16 protein-coding genes are annotated in these 20353 nt (G+C 49.1%); 5 read left to right on the top strand and 11 right to left on the bottom strand.

The features are described from left to right. Positions 1–16: 16 nt before the first annotated feature. The 4 genes from WH45_RS06085 to thrC all read right to left on the bottom strand — a co-directional run bounded on the left by WH45_RS06085 (position 17) and on the right by thrC (position 6262). Positions 17–1282: a hypothetical protein gene (locus WH45_RS06085; protein ID WP_046213497.1), complete on the bottom strand. Its 1266-nt coding sequence runs from the start codon at positions 1280–1282 to the stop codon at positions 17–19. Positions 1283–1562: 280 nt separating this feature from the next. Beyond that, positions 1563–2972, bottom strand: coding sequence for an aspartate ammonia-lyase (gene aspA / locus WH45_RS06080; protein WP_046213496.1), 1410 nt, complete (start codon positions 2970–2972; stop codon positions 1563–1565). 122 nt (positions 2973–3094) lie between these two features. Beyond that, positions 3095–4441, bottom strand: coding sequence for an SMI1/KNR4 family protein (locus tag WH45_RS06075; protein WP_046213495.1), 1347 nt, complete (start codon positions 4439–4441; stop codon positions 3095–3097). Positions 4442–4867: 426 nt separating this feature from the next. Further along, positions 4868–6262 carry a threonine synthase gene (thrC, locus tag WH45_RS06070; protein WP_046213494.1) on the bottom strand — a complete coding sequence of 465 codons (1395 nt, stop codon included), beginning with the start codon at positions 6260–6262 and terminating at the stop codon, positions 4868–4870. A gap of 378 nt (positions 6263–6640) precedes the next feature. Between thrC and WH45_RS06060 the strand changes: the two genes are divergently transcribed. Both WH45_RS06060 and WH45_RS06055 read left to right on the top strand, forming a co-directional pair. After that, positions 6641–7618: a BMP family lipoprotein gene (locus tag WH45_RS06060; protein ID WP_046213492.1), complete on the top strand. Its 978-nt coding sequence runs from the start codon at positions 6641–6643 to the stop codon at positions 7616–7618. A 102-nt stretch (positions 7619–7720) separates the two neighbouring features. Next, a complete protein-coding gene (locus tag WH45_RS06055) occupies positions 7721–9463 on the top strand; it encodes a methyl-accepting chemotaxis protein (RefSeq protein WP_046213491.1) in 1743 nt (580 codons plus the stop codon). 143 nt (positions 9464–9606) lie between these two features. Here WH45_RS06055 and moaA read toward each other — a convergent pair whose 3' ends face one another. The 5 genes from moaA to WH45_RS06030 all read right to left on the bottom strand — a co-directional run bounded on the left by moaA (position 9607) and on the right by WH45_RS06030 (position 14387). After that, positions 9607–10620 (bottom strand): GTP 3',8-cyclase MoaA, encoded by a 1014-nt coding sequence (gene moaA, locus WH45_RS06050; protein WP_046213490.1) that lies wholly within the window; start codon positions 10618–10620, stop codon positions 9607–9609. 99 nt (positions 10621–10719) lie between these two features. Beyond that, positions 10720–11547 carry a formate dehydrogenase accessory sulfurtransferase FdhD gene (gene fdhD / locus WH45_RS06045; RefSeq protein ID WP_046213649.1) on the bottom strand — a complete coding sequence of 276 codons (828 nt, stop codon included), beginning with the start codon at positions 11545–11547 and terminating at the stop codon, positions 10720–10722. Between the two features lie 334 nt (positions 11548–11881). After that, complete coding sequence (locus WH45_RS06040; protein WP_046213489.1) at positions 11882–12313, bottom strand: LysM peptidoglycan-binding domain-containing protein; 432 nt, start codon at positions 12311–12313, stop codon at positions 11882–11884. 256 nt (positions 12314–12569) lie between these two features. Then, a complete protein-coding gene (locus WH45_RS06035; RefSeq protein ID WP_046213648.1) occupies positions 12570–13556 on the bottom strand; it encodes an NAD-dependent epimerase/dehydratase family protein in 987 nt (328 codons plus the stop codon). 303 nt (positions 13557–13859) lie between these two features. Beyond that, complete coding sequence (locus WH45_RS06030; protein ID WP_046213488.1) at positions 13860–14387, bottom strand: TetR/AcrR family transcriptional regulator; 528 nt, start codon at positions 14385–14387, stop codon at positions 13860–13862. A 280-nt stretch (positions 14388–14667) separates the two neighbouring features. Here WH45_RS06030 and fabV point away from each other — a divergent pair, with 280 nt between their 5' ends. Next, on the top strand, positions 14668–15858 hold the full coding sequence (fabV, locus tag WH45_RS06025; RefSeq protein ID WP_046213647.1) for an enoyl-ACP reductase FabV: 1191 nt from the start codon (positions 14668–14670) through the stop codon (positions 15856–15858). 244 nt (positions 15859–16102) lie between these two features. Here the strand turns inward: fabV and WH45_RS06020 are convergent, their stop codons facing one another. Then, the gene (locus WH45_RS06020) at positions 16103–17788 is read right to left on the bottom strand and encodes a methyl-accepting chemotaxis protein (protein WP_046213487.1); all 1686 of its coding nucleotides are present in this window, start codon (positions 17786–17788) and stop codon (positions 16103–16105) included. Positions 17789–18207: 419 nt separating this feature from the next. Here WH45_RS06020 and WH45_RS06015 point away from each other — a divergent pair, with 419 nt between their 5' ends. Both WH45_RS06015 and WH45_RS06010 read left to right on the top strand, forming a co-directional pair. Next, positions 18208–18534, top strand: coding sequence for a DUF3817 domain-containing protein (locus tag WH45_RS06015; protein ID WP_046213486.1), 327 nt, complete (start codon positions 18208–18210; stop codon positions 18532–18534). A 117-nt stretch (positions 18535–18651) separates the two neighbouring features. Continuing rightward, positions 18652–19989 carry an MFS transporter gene (locus WH45_RS06010; protein ID WP_046213485.1) on the top strand — a complete coding sequence of 446 codons (1338 nt, stop codon included), beginning with the start codon at positions 18652–18654 and terminating at the stop codon, positions 19987–19989. Here the strand turns inward: WH45_RS06010 and WH45_RS06005 are convergent. Beyond that, entirely contained in the window at positions 19986–20237 is a 252-nt protein-coding gene (locus tag WH45_RS06005; protein WP_046213484.1) for a hypothetical protein, read from the bottom strand. The genes WH45_RS06010 and WH45_RS06005 overlap by 4 nt on opposite strands. Positions 20238–20353 lie beyond the last annotated feature (116 nt).

The following is a 20353-nucleotide window of genomic DNA, read 5'->3' as shown; positions in this document are numbered from 1 at the left end:
ACGAAAGCACGATCATTTATTTCGGCAAATCAGCTGCCTGGATACGCAGAATTTTACCTGCAGATTCGGATAAAGGTTCGGTATCCGTACCCAGTCCAAAGTAAAAGTCTCCCTTGTACTCTTCCAGCGATTTGGCATAGGTGTCCTGTTTAAATGTCAGTACTTCTTGCCATTTGTTCAAATTGCGTGTCTGGTAGACGCGGTTGATGTAGCTTCCATCTGCCTGCTTGGTATACGTGAGTACATACAGCATTTTGCCACGCACGATCATATCGGTCGGACGGGCACTGCGATCAGGCAGCTGAACTGCACGTGCGTTATTGATACTTTTGGCGGCGATCAGCGACTCCGGCATGATCTGGGAGTCATTGTACAGTTCTCCGGCAATATAGACGAGCTGATTGTTCAGAACGACGGTTTTGCTGATTTTTTTGTACGGACTGGAACCCGGTTTGGCTACAAAAGTCATCCCCGGCAGCAGGGTTTTCCCGGTTACTTTCTGCTGATGGATATTTAGATCCTTATCGATAGCGAGCAGATGGGTCTCATCATCCCAGGTTTTATTTTCCGGTATAATAATCGCCGAAGCGTACAGCATCCCTTTGAACTGGAAAAACTTGTACGTGCGGCTGCCCAGTCCGTCGATTTTGGCAAATTCTTTCCAGGTCTTGCCGTTATCCCCGGACATCAATACCCTCGGTGTATCCTCTGTGCCGATCGCTGCGAACAGCTTGCCCTGATAATAGGCCATATCATACACATGAATACCGCCCGGCAGATTCTGATACTCGTTCCAGTGGTCTCCGCTGAGTTCATAATAATTGCCATACTGCCAGCCGGGTATCACAGAGTCATTGCCCGGTATGTAGAGCTTGTTTTGGAATATTTTGAACGTATCGATCTGTTCATCATCCGTTACACTGCGGGTCTCCTGCTTGCCAGTCTTGGCATTGGTCGCAACGACCTTTTGCGTGACGAACTTGCCGGTCTGTGGATCATAATAAATAATCGGCACCGGGCCAGCGTTAGGTGAAGGGCCATCGTTACTGCTGTTGCCGTGGCCGAGATAGATTTTGCCATCAAATACCTGCATGTCCCATACATTCCGGGCATAAGGTTCATTGGTAAAAGGCTGTCCGAGCATTTCCAGCTTGGATGTTACATCCGCATTGACCACTTTCTTCGTCTGTGCACTATATCCGTTGACCGGAAAGGCTGCACTGCCAGTCACCATAATACATCCTGCCAGCAGAGCCGGGGTTAGGATTTGTCTGATCTTCATATTATTTCATCCTTTCTGTTATACAGATTCAGAATTATAATGCAGCTTGCGTGATCCCTCCTGCAGGTGAGTCATCAGTATCCACTACCTTTTATTAATATATCACATACGGAAACTGGAATCGAAAGCAGGGAATGCCATATCATTGGTACAGCTGCTGGGATCATTTGAATTCTCTATGCTGAAAGGCTGCTGTATCATGCTGCTTTCCTTTTTTCAATCAAAAAAGCGGACTGCTCCGAATGAAATATTCATCCGTCAGTCCGCTTTCCTTTTCCTGTTAATCCTTATGCAGCAGTTCCTCACCGGCAATTCCCGGCTCGGTCATCTGATAAGGATCCAGAATAATATTCAGTTCTTCCTCGGTCAGCACATTATAGAGTAGACATAGTTCACGTACCGACTTGCCGGTCTGAATTGCTTCACGGGCAATCCGGGAGACCACCTCATAACCGAGATGCGGATTAAGTGCCGTAATCGTGCCGACACTGCGTTCCACATACTGGCGGCAGTTGTCCACGTTCGCCTGAATGCCGTCCACACAGTGCAGACGGAATACGGTGAAGCCCTGCTTCATAATCTCCAGCGATTGCAGCAGATTGTATACCAGCACCGGCTCCATCACATTCAGTTCCAGCTGTCCCGCTTCGGAAGCCAGACAGATCGTATTATCGTTGCCGATTACCTGGAATGCAATCTGGTTGATCACTTCGCACATAACCGGATTGACCTTGCCCGGCATGATCGAAGACCCCGGCTGACGGGCAGGCAGACTCAGTTCGTTCATACCTGCGTACGGCCCGGAAGCCATCATGCGAATATCGTTGGCGACTTTGGACATGTTCATCATGCAGATCTTCAGCGCTGCAGATACTTCGGTATATGCATCCGTATTCTGGGTCGCATCGACCAGATGATCGGATGCAGTCACTTCGAATCCGCTGATCTCGGCCAGAATCTCGGCTACACGAACAATATAGCGGCGGTCTGCATTGAGGCCTGTGCCGACAGCAGTCGCTCCCATATTGATATGCAGCAGATTCTCACGGGTCGCTTCCACTCGGCGGATATCACGGCTCAACACACGTGCATACGCCTGGAATTCCTGACCGAGACGAATCGGCACAGCATCCTGCAGATGCGTACGACCCATTTTGATAACCGTATCGAATTCATCGGCCTTGGTCTGAAAAGACTGCTGCAGATCGCGCATAGCGACCAGCAGTTTCTCGATCATTGATAGAGTAGCCAGATGAATGGCCGTCGGAAAAGCATCATTGGTCGACTGTGCCATATTGACATGGTTATTCGGACTAATGTCCACATAAGCGCCTTTTTCCTTGCCCATAATTTCAAGAGCTCGGTTGGCAATGACTTCATTGGTATTCATATTAATGGATGTTCCCGCACCGCCCTGGATCGGATCGACAATGAACTGATCCAGCCACTGACCCGCCAGAATCTCATCGGCTGCCTGTACGATAGCTTCCCCTTTGGGACCATACAGACGCGACAGCTCCATGTTGGCGAGCGCAGCTCCTTTTTTGACCATGGCCATGGCCCGGATCAGTTCCGGATGCAGGCGTTGACCTGTAATCGGAAAATTCTCTACTGCACGTAATGTCTGAATGCCGTAATACGCTTCGTCCGGAACTTCTTTGGTGCCCAGAAAATCCTTTTCTACTCTCACGATTCATTCCTCCGGCTAGCTAGACTGTTGGTTTACTAGACTTTTGGTTTACTGGTTATGTCTCACAACAGTCCTATTATACGTTTACTGCCGGGAAGGTTCCAGTAGTATCCCTAATTAATTTACCGTGTATTACTCTCATTCCACTGCAGTTCATTCAGAGCCAGCAGCGCACCGCCGATCATGTTTTTCTCCTTTTTGATTACGGCACGTTCCAGCTCTTCATTCAGCAGCATTCGTGCCTGCTGTACCTGTTCCCGATCTGTAAAAATGTCTGCCGGATTGGCAAATCTGGCCAGTGCGGTAATCACAACCTGCCGCTGTACTCCATTGCCATTCAGCCAGCGGATCACATCTTCGGCGGATGGATTGGAAATGGCAAACAGCTGATCCCAGCCATCATACGGATAGCTTACCCGCTTGCGTTCACACATCCACTCAATCACACGCCGACTGCGAAATGGCTTCAACCAACAGTTGGCCATATAGCCGTTCAGCCGCTTTTCCTGCTCGGCCCGTTCCAGCTCGGTCCATACCCGGTTCAATCCTTCTTCTTCCGGCAAGCAGGAGGCTGTCAGATTGGCGAGTACGGCAGAGTTGATGCGCTCCTGCTCCGGCAGTGTCCACAGGCTCCTGACCCAATCCGCGGCATATTGTCCGTTCATTACGCCTGCATATTCCATAAGGCTGTTGCGTATATTTTTGTCCTTTTCCTGATCGATCCGCTGCATCCAGGCCTGGAATACCGCTTGCGGATCATGCGCCGCAAAAGCGTCCCGCAGTTCCTGCTGCGCTGCTCCACGGACTTCTGCATACCGGATGAGCAGCCGCAGATCATCCCTGGCTTCTTCCAGTGTTAGATGCAGAAAATCATTTATCCAATTCGTCCAGCGTCTGGCATTGGCGCTGTTGACGTTAATACCGAGATGATCAAGGAACGGTTCATACTGCCAGGACTCTGCGCCGATCCCATACAGGGCGGTCACTCTGTCCAGAAAATCCGTCAGCGAACCGGCCAGCAGCTGGAACTCATTGGTCTCATGATCCCAGTGAACGACCGCCGGTTGATCGGCATGACTCTCCAGATCAAGCAGCAGCATATCCCCATTACCGGCATGATAAAAGCCAAGAAATCGCTTTTGCTCGGACATCGTCTCCTCCCAGAAATCCGGAAACTCCAGCGCCTGCAAAGACCAGCCAAGATCACCCGAAACTCCAAAAGGAATCAGCACATCTGCCATAATTGACCAGACTACATAACCTTCCGCTCCGCCATAGATAAGCAGCTCTTTTAGTTCTGTTGGCAGCAGCATACCCAGTCGGCTCTCCGCTTCGGCAATCTGTTTGGAGGTGGCGGACGGTCCCATCACGATCGTTGCTTCAGCCCCTCTTGCCTGAAGCGCCTCGACCAGCTGCCTCCATTGCTCCTGCCATCCTTTTAACCGTTCATAGAATGTCACTTTGCTCATCCTCTCCTTACCGTAACCATCTCTATTTTTCTATATTCGTCTATGAACGTCAGTCTGCTGACCATCCCGATGTCGGGAGTCTACTCGGCTGACGGCTAACTCAAATAAAAATTACAATTATATCTACCTATATTTCTACTCAACTGACTTTCCGGTCATTTTAGCTATGTGCTGTTCCCTATTATAATACGATACCGCAGTTAAGTGATTACGATTTCGTACCATCCCTGCTCTTCATTGTTACATTTGAATACTCTATATTCACATACCAGCATGCTGCAGCAGGCATTCTTCCGCTATTACCGTATTCTCTATTACAGGTGCAAGTTACGCATAATTCATAAAACCAAAAAGCCGCAGCATGAATCGCTGCGGCCCTATTTTGTATAACTTCAGAATAAATGCCTTGCCGTTGTCATAAATGGATTAACGGCTGTAAAAGGCTTCCAGCTGACGAATCACTTCATTTAGATCATGGTCGATAATGGTCTGATGCTGCGGCATCGAGAACAGTGCCTGGATCGGCGCAGGGAACTCCTGCTCAATCTCGCACAGCACGATCGCTTCATCGAACTTGGCCGGATGGGCAGTTGCCAGCGTAACACATACCTCTTCCGGTGGACTGCACTGTTCGTAAGCAGCAATACCACAGGCCGTATGAGGGTCCAGCAGATAATCATACTCATTTTTATATTTGATAATGGACTGCAGGCAGTCCTGGTTGGAAGCTCCATACGCTGCAAAGTCACGCTGCACATGCTCCAGATCTTCTTCGCTCAGTACGATCTGGCCTTCGGTTTGCAGCTTCTGCATATAGGCGGAGACTTTAGTCGCATTTTCCTTGAGGAAATAATATAGATACCGCTCAAAGTTGCTCGCCACCTGAATATCCATGGATGGACTGTGGGTTCCGCGGAATTCACCTGGCTGGTATTCGCCGGTTCTCACAAAACGCTCCAGAATATTATTTTCATTGGTCGCAATAATCAGCCGGTTGATCGGCAGTCCCATCTGACGCGCCAGGAATCCGGAGAAAATATTGCCGAAGTTGCCGGATGGCACGCTGATATTGATTTTGCGCTCGCTGCCCTGCTCCTGAGCACGGAAGTAAGCATAGAAGTAATACACCGTCTGCGCCAGAATACGTACAAAATTGATCGAGTTGATCGCTCGCAGATGATATTTCTTTTTGAAGGTGAGATCGGCGAACAGATCCTTGATCATTTTCTGACAGTCATCAAAGTTCCCTTTGACCGACAGATTCAGCACATTATCATCATGGACGGTCGTCATCTGCAATTCCTGTACTTTGCTCACTTTACCATGCGGATGCAAAATACAGATCTTGATTCCTTCCTTGCCGCGCACACCCTGGATCGCAGCCGCTCCCGTATCACCGGAAGTCGCCCCCAGAATATGAATGATATCCCCGTTCTTCCGGGACATATAGGAGTACAGTTCACCCATAAATTGCAGAGCGACATCCTTAAAGGCAAAGGTCGGCCCATGGAACAGCTCCATAATATAGAGAGAATCGTTGATTTTCTTGACCGGAGTCACTTCCGGATGACGGAAATTCCCGTAGCTGCGTTCGGCCAGCTCCCGCAGATCCGCCGCCGGAATCTCATCATTGACATACCGCGCAAATATCTGCAAAAACAGATCGACATAGCTCAGCGAACTCCACTCGCGAAGCTCCTCCGGCGAGATAACCGGCACCTGTTCCGGCACCATCAGACCGCCATCATCGGCCAGCCCCATTAATACCGTATCGATAAATCCTTTTGGCTCAACCTGTCCCCTGGTACTGATATATTTCATACATATCCCCCAATTGATTAATATTCAAGCCTGGATTCTGCAAAATGTACGCTTCTGCAGACCTGCACTTTCGGCGTCAAACACGTTATTCCTATCATACCCTGTCACAGAGCTGCATCCAAGCATTAATTTACTAAAGCTCTGTGGATAAGCCCTTTTATTTGTTCAACATATTATCATAAATCACATCTTTTGTGATCTGCAAAATTTTCAGCCTGTCTTCCGGTGGGATGAGGTTATTTAGCAAAATTGCGTTCAGCCCCTTCCCACTCTTCACTAACAAATCGGGATAACCGATAAAGAATAGGTAAATTCCGATTAAACACAGAGAGGATAACAGCAGTGAAGAAACATAAAACATGGAGTTATCTCGGATGTATGATTCTGATTGCCGCCCTTCTCCTGAGCGCCTGCTCCGGACAAAAGACTGCGGATACATCCGCCAGCAAGCCAAAATTAAAAGTTGGGATTCTTCTGTCCAATATCGGTCTTGGCGACCAATCGTTCAGCGATGGCGCATTCAAAGGCCTGATCAAAGCTCGTAACGAAGGCTCGATCCTGTTTGATTACAGGGAGATCGCCGATACGGGTACCTATGACGAAGGATTGGAACAGCTTGTCACAGAAGGCAATGATCTTATTATCGGTCTCGGCTATTCCGTCAAAGAAAGCATAGAGAATGTTGCCAAAAAACATCCGGACCGTCAGTTCTTGCTAATCGATGAAAAGTCGGAACTAGCAAATGTCGCTTCCATTACCTTTAAAGAAGAAGAAGGCAGCTTTCTCGCCGGCGCCCTTGCCGCTATGGCCAGCAAAACCGGTCATATGGGATTCATCGGTGGGGTCGAATCTTCCTTACTTTATAAATTCCAGGCCGGCTATGAGCAGGGCGCACGCGCCATCAATCCCAATGCCAGCTTCTCGGTCAATTATACCGGTGACTTTGGTAAAGCCGAGCTGGGTGCAGCTGCAGCCAGAGAAATGATTACCCGTGATAATGCGGATGTCATCTATACCGTAGCCGGGCTGACCGGTGTCGGCGGACTGCAGGAAGCCCAGAAACAGGGCAAATATTCCATCGGTGTCGACAGCGACCAGTTCTTCCTCGCAGAGAAGTCCGTTATCGCTTCCATGGTCAAAAATATTGATGTAGCCATCTATAACGCTCTGCAGGATTACATGAAGAACAATGCCTCTTTCCCGCAAAAGGATATGGTGTTCGGATTGCAGGATGGCGGTGTGGGACTGACCCAGATTCATATACTGGAGCTGACCAAAGAGCAGCAGGCCAAAATGGAAGAACTGCAGCAAAAACTGATCTCAGGTGAAATCAAAATTACTATCCCAAGTTCATGACTTCAGAGCTGAATCCAGCCGATTGACCCGATCACGGCATATAATGAATCTCATTGACTGAACCACGCGTTTGGAGACCAAACGCTGTAAATGGAGGCTAACATGAAACTACAAGGCAAATTGGTGCTGAATGCGATGATATCCCTGGTCGCCTCACTGGTGCTGGTCGGCTATATCATTTTCCAGCTGCTTAGCATTAATTCCCAAAATAACAACCTGGTACCGGCCATGCTGGATGTTCAGCAGCTGGATGGGGAGCTGGTACAGACCGGACAGGCGCTGAGTAACTTCTCCTTTTCCATGTCTGCAAGCAATAAGGCACTGGTAACGGATCAGCTGCAAAAAATCCAAACGACGCTGGATGCTCTGTCCAATGGCATGCTGCAGACTGCTGAAGAGCAAAAGCTGCTGGCAGCCGCCAAAACCAAATTCCAGAAATTAAACGATGAATCCACAACAGCTATGAATAATATGAACAGCGCGGAAGCTAAACGCCAAAGTATCCGTGTGGAAGGTATCCAAAATGATGTGTATATGCTGGATCAGCTGTCCAAAGCAGGCTACAGCGAATACACCAAGGATCTGACCAACAGTATTGATCTGACCTGGCAAATCGCCCTGGGCGGAGCCATTCTGCTGCTGATTGCAGTAGGCTGGTTCAACACCCATACTGCCCGTCAGCTCGCCAAGCGTTCCCATGTTCTCAATGATGCCGCCCAGCGAATTGCCGATGGCGATCTGACCGTAGAGCTTGCTCCGACCAAAGGCAAGGATGAACTGGACGAGCTGAACGCTTCTTTCCGCCAGATGATCAGCAACCTGCGCAGCATTGTCGGTTCGATCGGCCATGCCGGCAACCGTGTCGACGAGATGGCCCAGGATATCGACCGCAGCAATGATCGTATGCAGGAAATGGTGAATCAGGTCGCGATCTCCGTGGAAGAACTGGCCATCGGCAGCCAAAAAGTGGCTGAAGATCTCAGTATGACTGTATCTGTCGTTGATGAGATGCAGCACAAATTTCAGGCTAACCTGGAAACAACCGCCGAATCCGCAATCTACAGTGAAGGCGCGATCCAGTCGATCGAGCACGGCAGCAGCCAGATGAAAGAACAGCTGCAGCTCGTATCCAGCAACCGTGCAGCGATGGCTGAAGTCGCCCAGACCGTACGTGCACTGGAGACCAATGCGTCCGAGATTGCCAGCATGACCATGCTCGTATCCGAGATTGCTTCCCAGACCAATCTGCTGTCACTGAACGCATCGATCGAAGCTGCCCGTGCCGGTGAAGCCGGTCAGGGATTCGCTGTCGTCGCCGGCGAAGTCAAAAAGCTGGCCGATCAGTCAGTAACTGCCGCCAGCCAGATTTTCAAAGCGGTTGATTCCATCACTTCGGCGGTCAGCCAGGTACAGGCATCGGTCTCTCAGAGTCTGACATTGTTCCAACGGCAGGAGCAGGCAACCGCGTCGACCGATGCTTCCTTTGCTGAGATCAGTGAGCAGGTCAAGCAAATTGCCGGTCAGGTCAACAAACTGGCCCAAGATATGCAGACATCGCATGAGCTCAGCAATCAGGTACAGCAGGCGATTGAAAATATCAGTGCCATCACCGAACAATCCGCTGCAGGCAGCCAGGAGATCACCGCATCCACTGTGGAACAGCAGCAGGCCTTCCGCCAGTCCGGCGAGAAAGTCAAAATGCTGCGCCAGATCCGTGAGGAAATGCAGCATGAGCTGGATCGCTTCCATATGGACGCATCCACAGTATCTGCTGCTGCCGACGATACAGCAGGCAGCGCTTCTTCTTCAGCTTCCACTGTGCCTACAGCTGCACCACAAGCCTGATTATCAATCAGCCAGCAGACCGAATGGATGACAATTTCGTTTGTATACTATGCCAAAAGCCGCTCCGGAATACCGGGCGGCTTTTATTTATGCTCTATACTTTTGGTTTATGCTCTATAGATATATCGCTTTATCTGCTGCCTTCAGCCTCCGATATGCGACATCTCTACCCGCGGTCCCTCCTGACCGCGATCCGCCAAGTCGCTTCCGCGCTCCAGCGAGTACTGGTCATGCCGGTTGGTCCAGATTCCGGCTACCGCCCGAGCGACCTCTTCATCCGGCTGACCGGAACGCAGCAGTGCACGCAGATCATGACCTTTGGTCGCAAACAGGCAGGTATACAGCTTGCCTTCCGCTGACAGGCGGGCACGTGTGCAGGTCGAACAGAATGCTTCGGTGACGGAAGAGATGAATCCCACCTCTCCTTTGCCATCCACGAAGCGGTAACGTGTTGCCACTTCGCCTTCATAGTTCGGTGCGATCGGCTCCAGCGGCCAATGTGCGCCGATCTTGTCCAGCAATTCCTGCTTGCTGACGACATGCTGACGGTTCCATCCATTCGTATTGCCTACATCCATATATTCAACCATCCGTAAAATATGACCGCGTTCACGGAAATACTCTACCATGGGTACTACTGCTTCTTCATTAAATCCCTTTTGCACGACCATGTTCACCTTTACCTGCAAGCCTGCATCCGCAGCAGCATCAATCCCCTTCAGCACCGGCTGAACCCGGCTGCGTCCGCCGTTCATTTTCAGGAACATGTCGTCTTCCAGGCTGTCCAGGCTGACCGTAATCCGGTGCAGACCGGCTGCACGCAGAGCTGCAGCTTTGCGGGCCAGCAGACTGCCGTTGGTAGTCAGGGACAGATCTTCAATATCCAGTGCAGCCAGACGCTCGACGATGCTGACCAGATCCTTGCGCAGCAGCGGTTCCCCGCCGGTAATACGCAGCTTCCTCGTCCCCATCCCGACAAAAATGGCAGCGATCCGGCCGATCTCCTGCTCACTCAGCATATGTTCATCCGGTAAAAAGGCGTAGTCTTTGCCGAATATTTCCTCAGGCATACAATACCGGCAGCGGAAATTGCAGCGATCTGTGACAGAGATCCGTAAGTCTCTTAATATACGGTTATGCTGGTCATAGGCTGTCATCGTATCTCCTCCAATCATCGCTTGCTTAACCTGGTCGATCCAACCAGAGCCGTATTTTCCATTCCACTATGCAATGCACGCTGCTCATGGTTGTTCCTTTTAGAATAGCATAGAATTTTGCGCTTTGTCCGCATATTCACGGATTCTTTGTGGATGGGTATAGACATTGCAGCTGTCATTACGCACAAAGCCAACCGTAGTGATGCCGAGATGATCCGCCAGATCAAGCGCCAGCGCAGTCGGTGCCGATTTGGATAAAATGACTTCACAGCCAATCTTGGACACCTTGGTCAGAATCTCGGAAGAAATCCGTCCGCTGAAGACGATGATTTTCCCCTGCATGCTCATCTGATGACGCAGACACCAGCCATAGATTTTATCCAGCGCATTATGGCGACCGATATCGCTGCGGCTGAGCAAAATATGATCCGGTTCACACAGTGCGGCTGTATGTACCCCACCTGTACGCTGGAACAGCTCCGCTGACTGCTGCACTTCATCCATCAGTTCAAAGCACTGTTCAAACGATACACGCACATGGATATCGTCCATTTTCTTGGCTGTGCGGGCGTCGTTAAAAAAAACAAATCCCTGCCGGCTTGTCCCGCAGCAGGAAGTAATATAGCGTTTGGTAAACAGCTGACGATGCTGCGGATTCCAGCGGTCGGTATGCACATGTACATATCCCTGCTGCTCCTGCACCCATAGTTCCTGGATATCACTGTACTGCTGAATGACCCCCTCGGAAGCGAGAAAGCCTATGGTCATATCTTCGATATATTCGGGGGTACAGACCAGGGTCACAAACTCTTCACCGTTGACCTTGACCGTCACCGGCTGTTCGGATACGACAATATCCGGCTGCTCGGTGAACTGCCCCCGTTGATAGCGGACAATGCTGCGCTGCTGCTGTACGTTATGCTCCATCATCTCATCCCTGTTCGCTGTTTTTTTCGAAGGCATAACAAAAGATTCATTCCTGCGCTGCCTACTGTAATATCGGTAAACCAAACCGTTCATTTCGAACCGTCTCTTTTTCAGGTTTATCCGTCAAAAGGCCGATCATACCTGTCAATATCTTGCATAGATTCATCCATTTCAGACACTCGGAATTATTTATAACGGCATATACAGCAAAAAAAGCTGACGCTCAGGGGAGGGCGTCAGCTTTTTATATCAACTGTCTAACCGGTATTTGGCAGATACCGGCTGGACAAGGGGTTGTTGGCCGATCTGAAAGGGGGTACTTCCGGTCAGCTTCTTACTTTTGTGGAACAGTCAGTTGGTAGCCGGCAGGCAGCAGGTTGTTGGCAGCAACCAGCTCGTCTACAGTCACACCATATTGAGCAGCAATTTCAGTCAGGCTGGCACCTTGTGGAACAACAACAGTGATTGGGGATTTAGCATCTGTATTTTCTGTAGCAGCAGGTGTAGTGGTTGCTGATTGTTCTGGCGCTGTGCTGTTGTCTTCTTTGTTAGTACCGAACAATTTGTTAAACTGTTCTGTCTGCGCAGCGATGAATGCAGCATTATTGGCGCGGTTTTCGTCTCTGTCTTTGCGTTTCTCATGGCTGGACTGGCTGTCAGTTGCGGCGAAAGCATGGCTACCTCCGATTGGTGCTACAACGGCAACGGCTCCCAGACTTGCTGCTAAAGCGGTGGACAACATTACTTTTTTGAATGTACTGTTCATTTTGAATTGCTCCTCTTCTTTAATTTAATAATCTTCTTTAATTAAGTAATACATGTTCATTTCGTAACCTTATGAATTAATAATACCATTAATTAAAGAAGATTGCAACCCTATTTAAATATATTTTTATTATATTGGACAAAATTAATTTCTATATTGTATTGGTAACCAACCTAACTACATTCTAACCACTCTCTGTGTGAATTACAAACATAGATAGTGATTGATCAATAACAAAAATTTATATCTTCTAAACTTACTGCTCGTTCTTCATTAGAGTTTCTTTTTCGGCATTCTGCAGGCAATGAATCGTATGTGTCATCCCTTTCTCATAAGGGGTAGCCAGTATGGGCCCGATATGGTGTTCATATTTGGCCCCGCTGAGTATAAGCGGCTGACGGGTCAGATACAGCATCTCCACTACTTCTTTCAGTACCGGCTGAAAAGCTCCGATAAGGGACAAAGTAATTTTGCCCATTGGAATGACGGGTCTGGTAATCCCTGCTGCCTGCTGGGCGATCCGGATCAACTCCTTGCCAGCAATGGGCCCGGCACTCGGAATATGCCAATTTTGCCCATAAGCCTCTTCTCTGCAGGCCAGTTCCACAATCATTACTGCAGCATCAGGCAAATAAACATATTCCCGCGGCACATGCATATTGCCGATAAAAAAGGAGGGCTGACCGGCAGCAATACTTTTCAGTGTAGAACCCAGATAAGAGGCATCGTTAGCAGTGGGACCATAATAATCCGGCAGACGTACAATCATTCCTTGCATGGAAGACCAGCGGGGATGAAATAAGAGTTGTTCAAACTGCAGTTTGACCTTGCCTTTACGGGTAATCGGTTGCTTGGGATAAGTCTCATCGACCGGCTCGCGGTTACGGCTGGAACTGTACGGGTAAATGCCATCAACAGCCACCACCCGGATACCCAGCCGCTCGGCTGCGGATAGCACAGATATTCCCATCGGCAGCAGTCTGCTCTCCATCTCATGATAAGGAACCGAGGCACAGTGAAAAATCACATCCAATCCCTGTGCTGCCTGGTACACGTCCGCCGTCTCGAACACATTCCCTTCATACAAATGCAGATGACTTGGATGACCCAGCTCGGCGGATAGCTGCTTCAGCTTGCCCATTGATCGGCCAAACGCGGTTACTACTGTTCCCCGCTTTAATAGTTCCATTACAATCGCCTTGCCTGTGCCTCCTGTCGCTCCGAGCACTACAGCCTGACGGATCGCAGTGGATGAATACAACTCGCCCACTCTATCCTGTGATTTCCGAGCAAAAGGGGTGGCAGGCGAGGAAGTGGATGATGTATGAATTTCGGTTCCATTTTTCTTCATGTTTATCTTTCCTTTCTTTTGTTAGTGATTGATCAATTACTAAATATTACAGGCAATAACTCCATACACCAGTGTTCTCTCTATACCTGGTGTCTATATCTCTGTCTGTATGGGCTGCAACCTATCTACCTATTGCAGCCCATACAGAGAATACCATTTGCCGTGACAACCCTGCTCTCTAATGCAGTTCCTTTCCTACTCCTCAGCCTTCATCAGTTCCGGCAAATTCAGTGACAACGAGATATTGCAGAGCATACCTCTTGCCAGGAACAGCATTGTACGTTCCAGCGGTCGCTCGATTCCCGCCTTTTGAAAAGCTTGGTAGACCATCTCATGAATCTCGCGAAAGCGACGCTGCATTACCTCAGCAATAGCCGGCTCCTGAATCGTCTGCGCCTGCATTTGTAAAATAATCTCGTTACGATGAGCATTCATGATATCCGAATAGGCATCAATCAGCTGCTGCTCCATTTCCTCGTCGGGCGCAGAAGCGGCAACCCCCTGAAAAGCTTCGATAATACGGTTCCAGGACGCTTCCAGCGCTTCGACCAGCAGCTTCTCCTTGGTGGAGAAAAAGCGAAATACGTACGGCTGAGAAATCTCGGCCCGCTCGGCAACCTGTGCGGTTGTCGCACGGTAATACCCCTGCTCCGCAAACACTTCGATCGCGGCGGCGATAATCTCATTTCTGCGGTTCACGGATGTGGCACTGCTCTTTTTCATATTAACCTCCATCAGTAGCAGATCAGTCATCAAAATATTAGTGATTGATCAATTACTAATAATATAAAATATCTTTACATATTCTGCAAGGGTTATTTGCGTTTTAATTTTTCATTAAATGCTAACTAAAGCACGCCGCTTCTCCTTTCTCCTGTACCAGGTGTACGGAATTGCAAAAAATGCTACAATACGTAAGGTATGTTACTTGGAAAATACAACATCAGTAGATACGATGAATACGACTGATATGTATATGATGGAAAGTGAGGAATTCAATTCTATGATTATTAAACCCAGAACACGCGGATTTATCTGTACGACTGCTCATCCGGACGGCTGTGCACGTCAGGTTCAGGAACAGATTGAATATGTACAATCCCAGCCCCGAATTCAGGGACCACGCAATGTGCTCGTTATCGGTGCTTCTACCGGCTATGGACTGTCTGCACGCGTTGTTGCCGCTTTTGGTGCAGGTGCGAATACGATTGGTGTATACCGTGACGGAGGCTCTGTCAAAGGCCGCACCGCTTCTGCCGGCTGGTACAATTCTGCTGCATTTGAAAAAGCTGCTGACGAAGCAGGTCTGAAATCCTTCAGCGTTATTGGCGACGCCTTTACCAATGAATTAAAAGCCAGCACTATCGAAGCGATCCGCCAGGAATTCGGCAAAGTCGATATGGTCATCTACAGTGTAGCCGCACCACGCCGTACCGACCCGAATACCGGCGAGACGTATACATCCACTTTGAAGCCTATTGGAGAGACCTATACCAACAAGACGGTGAACTTCCATACCGGTGAAGTGACGGATATCAGCATCGAACCGGCTACCGACGAAGAGATCGAAGCGACCATACGCGTTATGGGCGGCGATGATTGGCAGTCCTGGATGGACCAGCTGAGCGCAGCCGATGTGCTGACCGACGATGTAGTGACTGTAGCCTTCTCCTATATCGGTTCGGATATTACTCAGGCGATCTATCGTCAGGGCTCGATCGGACGTGCCAAGGATCATCTGGAAGCGACTGCACGCCATATGAACGAGCAGCTTGGCTCCAAAGGCGGACGTGCCTATGTCGCTGTATGTAAAGCACTGGTCACCCAGTCCAGCTCTGCGATTCCGGTCGTGCCGCTGTACATGTCTGCCCTTTACAAAGTGATGAAGGAAAAAGGGCTGCATGAAGGCTGTATCGAGCAAATGTACCGGATGTATGCGGATCGTCTGTATACCGAAGGTGAGACACCGGTCGATGAGAAGCAGCGTCTTCGTCTGGATGACTGGGAGATGCGTGAAGACGTACAGGCTGAAGTGACCCGGATCTGGAACGAGATCAGCACGGACAATGTATACGAGCTGACCGATCTGGAAGGCTATCGCAGCGAATTTTTCCAGCTGTTCGGCTTTGAGACAGACGGGGTCGATTATGAAGCCGATGTCGATCCGGATGTAAAAGTACCGCATACACGCTAAGCAGCCGCTGGCTTATTGGCAGTTTGTTCTAAAGTGACCCAGCTGATTAGTCGCTTGGACAAGTAAAAAAGCACGTTCTCCTGTAAAGGTGAACGTGCTTTTTGCTCTATGATAAAATATTGTACCCGATGCACTATGACGTAATGTTACTGCCATAAGCTGCAGTTCTCAGTTGGTGCCATAGACGGTATACGGCTGCCTTGGGATATATAATGATGCAGCCTGACATCCGGTTCGCTTGAAATTATACTTTGAAGCGGTGTACCAGTACCTGCAGTTCCTCAGCCAGATCGGTCAGGGACGAAGCGGAATACATGATTTCTTCACTGGAAGCCAGCTGTTCTTCGGTAGCTGCAGCAATTTCCTGAGTGCTGCCGGAGATATCGCGTGTACCCTGATTCACCTGGTTCATCGCCCGGGCAGATTCGGTAAAGTCCTGATTCATCTGTACGGTATGCTGTGCGATCTCATTGGTTTTGCCGGAAATGTCCTCTACAGCCTGCAGAATACGAGTAAACTGCTCCACCGTGGAGCGGGTCACTTCGCTGCCTGCAGCTACATCCGCCTTGACGGTCTGGATGGCGCCCAGCGTGGACTGGGTCTCTGTCTGGATACGGGTAACCAGATCTTTGATCTGCTGAGTGGCTGCAGCAGATTGTTCTGCCAGCTTGCGCACTTCATCAGCTACAACGGCAAAGCCTTTGCCATGCTCGCCGGCACGGGCTGCTTCAATAGCTGCATTAAGTGCGAGCAGATTGGTCTGCGCAGAAATCTCGTTGATCAGTGTAGTCATTGAGTCAATCTGGCTTGCATGATTGGCCAATGTGGATACACTCTGGTCTGCCTGATCGACAGACTGATGAATCGAGCTCATCTGGTCGCCAACCTGACGAATGGAATACGATCCTTCTTCGGCCTGCTGACGCATTGTGTTGGAGAAAACGGCCATATCCGTAGCATTGACGGAAATGGTCGACAACTTATCAAGCGAGTTCTGCAGCGTCTCACTGGTACGATCCAGCTCACGGGTCTGACGGCCAGCCTGATCGGCAATAACCTGCATGGATTCGGCTACCTGCTGGGTAGTGGCTTTGGATTGGCCGGCGCTCGCAGAGAATTCCTCTGCCGATGCTGCGACCATTTCCGAAGAGGCCCCAATCTGACTGACAATGTCGCGCAGAGAAGCGACAAACTTGTTGAAGCTGCCTGCCAGTACACCAAATTCGTCCTGCTGCTTGATCTGGATCTGCTGGGTCAGATCGGCTTCGCCTTCGGCAATATCCATCATCTGCTTGTTCAACAGATTGAGCGGCTTCAGAATCGAGCGAAGCAGAATAATACCCAGTACAATTCCGACTACAGAAGCAGCGATGGTTACAATCAGCAGAATCAGGTTGCTCAGCTTGGCATGCTGATCATTGCTTGCTTTTAACTGGGTTACATCATTAGCCAGTGTGTTGACCAGCTCATCGACTGCCGGAGTAAGCACTTCCTTGCGCAATGTACGCTCTTCTCCAAAGTGCAGTGAAGTGGCAGCCTGCTCGTCCTGTGCACGCAGGGCGACCATTTTCTCATTCATGGCAATCGCCTGAGTGAGGATATCGTTCAATTTCTGTGCGGAAGACAGATATTCCTGACCATACGGCGACTGCTGGATGGTTGTCAGTGTCGTCTGAATGTCCTGAATTTTCTTTTTCATTCCATCTACATAATCCTGCTTCCCTGTCAGCAAATAACCGCGTTCATCATTGGAGAGTCCGGAGAGCAGGAATTCCAGCTGCTTGGTGTGCTCCTGTAATTCCATTTTCCCCTGCAGCATACTGCTTTGTTCAATTGACTGCGCAATAGTAGTAACGGACAGTGTGCCGCTGCCCAGAATAGAAATAATGAGTATGGACAGAATCAATATAAGTCTTGTTTTTACTTTCATTATGCGTTCCCCCGAATAGTTGTTCTGTAACTAACTCTATTATCGGGTTTTTTACAATATAATTTAGTTAAATATTTTGGTTCAATACGACTTAATTACCTACTTTATACATATTATACATTTATAATGTATGTAGATCTTAAGAACTATTTTCGACAAAAAACGCATTTTAGGTAAGCTGCTTAAATATTCAAGTTAATTTACTTGTTTTAACGTTGTTATATGAATTTATATTTCCATATGTATGCTGTTGCATATTGTCTATTTTTTGTATCGAATTTCAATAATTCGTAACTTTATAAGCAGATTTTTTTTATTTTATACGATATATTTAAATTATTAAAATTCTTATTATTTCATGTCAGGGAGATCCGAAATGGCTGCTTGTCCTGAGGTAATGAACTGGAGGAACTGTAACGATGTTCAAAAATGCAATGTCTTTGCTGCGAATCGTCGGTAATGTGGAAGCGGTATCTTATTTATTGCTTGTGCTCGTAGCCATGCCACTCAAATATTGGGCCGGTCAGCCGCTGATGGTTACCTATGTTGGTATGATCCATGGCGTGCTGTTTGTCAGCTATGCTGCTGTGATCGCCCTTACCCTGATGATCCGCAAATTGACTTTCAAGCAGGCGGTGCTCGCCATGGTCGCTTCCATGCTGCCTTTTGGTCCGTTTGTATTTGACCGTTATCTGAAGCGTCAAGAGCCTACAATCGTACCGGAAGCACGTATCCAAAAAGGATAAGCATCATCTCAGGTACATAATTATTCACTTTACGGCTATGGTCACATAGCCGTTTTTGCATGGCCTGTGTACAATAAGAAAGAAATATCTACATAAAATGAATACCAGGAGGACAAGATGCAGGTTCCTTTGGAAACGCAATCCCCATCCGCTGCAGAGCCTCTCTCTATGCTGGGCCGGCTGCTCTCTCCTGTTCGGCAATCGCGGGCGTTCACTTACTTATGGCTCGGACAGCTGATAGCGATGCTGGGCAGTTCGGTTACGATGATTATTCTGCCGATTGTCGTATACAATCTGACCGGCTCCACCACGATGATGGGACTCGCGATGACGATCTACATCCTGCCCAATGTGCTGGTGCTTCCATTATCCGGCTGGATCGTGGATCATACGGACCGGGTACGGCTTATACTGTTTACCAATACGGTGCGATTTGCCATTATGTTAACAGGCGCCATACTGATCTTCACTGACCAGCTGACCCTGCCGCGTCTGTATACCGGATTGGCTGTATACGGATTGATGGATGGAATATTCAATCCGGCTTATGCGGCGCTGCGGGCGGAAATTTTCACGACGGATATTCGTAATGCTGCCAATGCACTAAGCCAGATGAGTATACAGGGGGTACGGCTGCTCGGGCCTTCCCTGGGAGGACTGCTGGTGACTTTCACCTCGCCGGGCAGCGGCTTTGCTCTCGATTCACTCACTTATCTGATCTCGCTAATCTGCTTTATGATGCTGGGTCGTCATTTTGTATCCAGTCGGCGCTCTGCCGCGGCAGACAATCGATTGTCCGATGAGGAGGATAACAGGGGCATCAAGCATACCAGGCCCGATCCGGCTCGCGCTTCCATCTGGCAGGATCTGCTCGAAGGTGTCTGGATTCTGAAAAAGGTACCCTGGCTGTGGATCACCATCGTTATCTTTTCCCTGCTGAATATATGTTATCAGGGCATTATTGCAGTGATGGTTCCATGGCTGTTTAAAGTGCATCATCAGCTGACGCCGCTGCTGTATGGACTCGCCATGGCTGCTACCGGGATCGGAGCGATTATCGGAGCGCTGATCTTTGGCTCGCGGATTCACTGGCGTCGGCGCGGCTGGATCGGTTACGGCGGGGCACTGCTCAGCGGGATCGCCTTGCTGCTGCTGTCGGTCATTACCTGGACACCCGGGCTGATTATGGTCATGATGCTGGAAGGATTCGGTCTGATGATGTTCGCACTCGTCTGGGAGACAAGTCTGCAGGAAATGGTACCGACCGAGAGCTTTGGCCGGGTGGTCAGTCTGGATATGCTCGGTTCGTTTGCCCTGCTGCCGGTCGGTTATCTGCTCGTCGGATGGCTGGCAGACCAGATTGGCGGCATTCTTACGATTGGCATATTTGCAGGCTCCGGTATGCTGCTCGTCATTCTCGGATTATGTATACCGGCAATCCGGCGATTCGATTAGGCTGGATCGGCTAGCATGAATATGTAATAGGTATGATACTGCTCGATAGGCATAAAAAAAGAAGCATCATCCCGTAGAATCCGCTTCTTGTGTTTGATCTTCTGCATTCGTTCTTGCTTGCTCGGGGTAATGCGTGTATGCTGTGATATCGCTGCAAATTCCTGATTGGATCTGCGCTCGAGGGTTGGAGCAACGCTGCCGCTTCGCAGTGCTTTACGAATTGCTTTTTGTGTCTGTGTACGTGCCATTTAAGATTCACTCCCAGATTATAATATGTGCCTAACAATCTTATTTTACCACTTTTATCCTGAATATCCCAGTATATAATTCTTATTAAGATGTTATGAAAGTAATCAAATAGCGA

This window comes from Paenibacillus wulumuqiensis (genome assembly GCF_000971965.1).
GTDB classification, from domain to species: domain Bacteria; phylum Bacillota; class Bacilli; order Paenibacillales; family Paenibacillaceae; genus Saccharibacillus; species Saccharibacillus wulumuqiensis.
The sequence above is the reverse complement of the archived record's forward strand: the minus strand, read 5'-3'. Positions and strand labels throughout refer to the sequence as shown.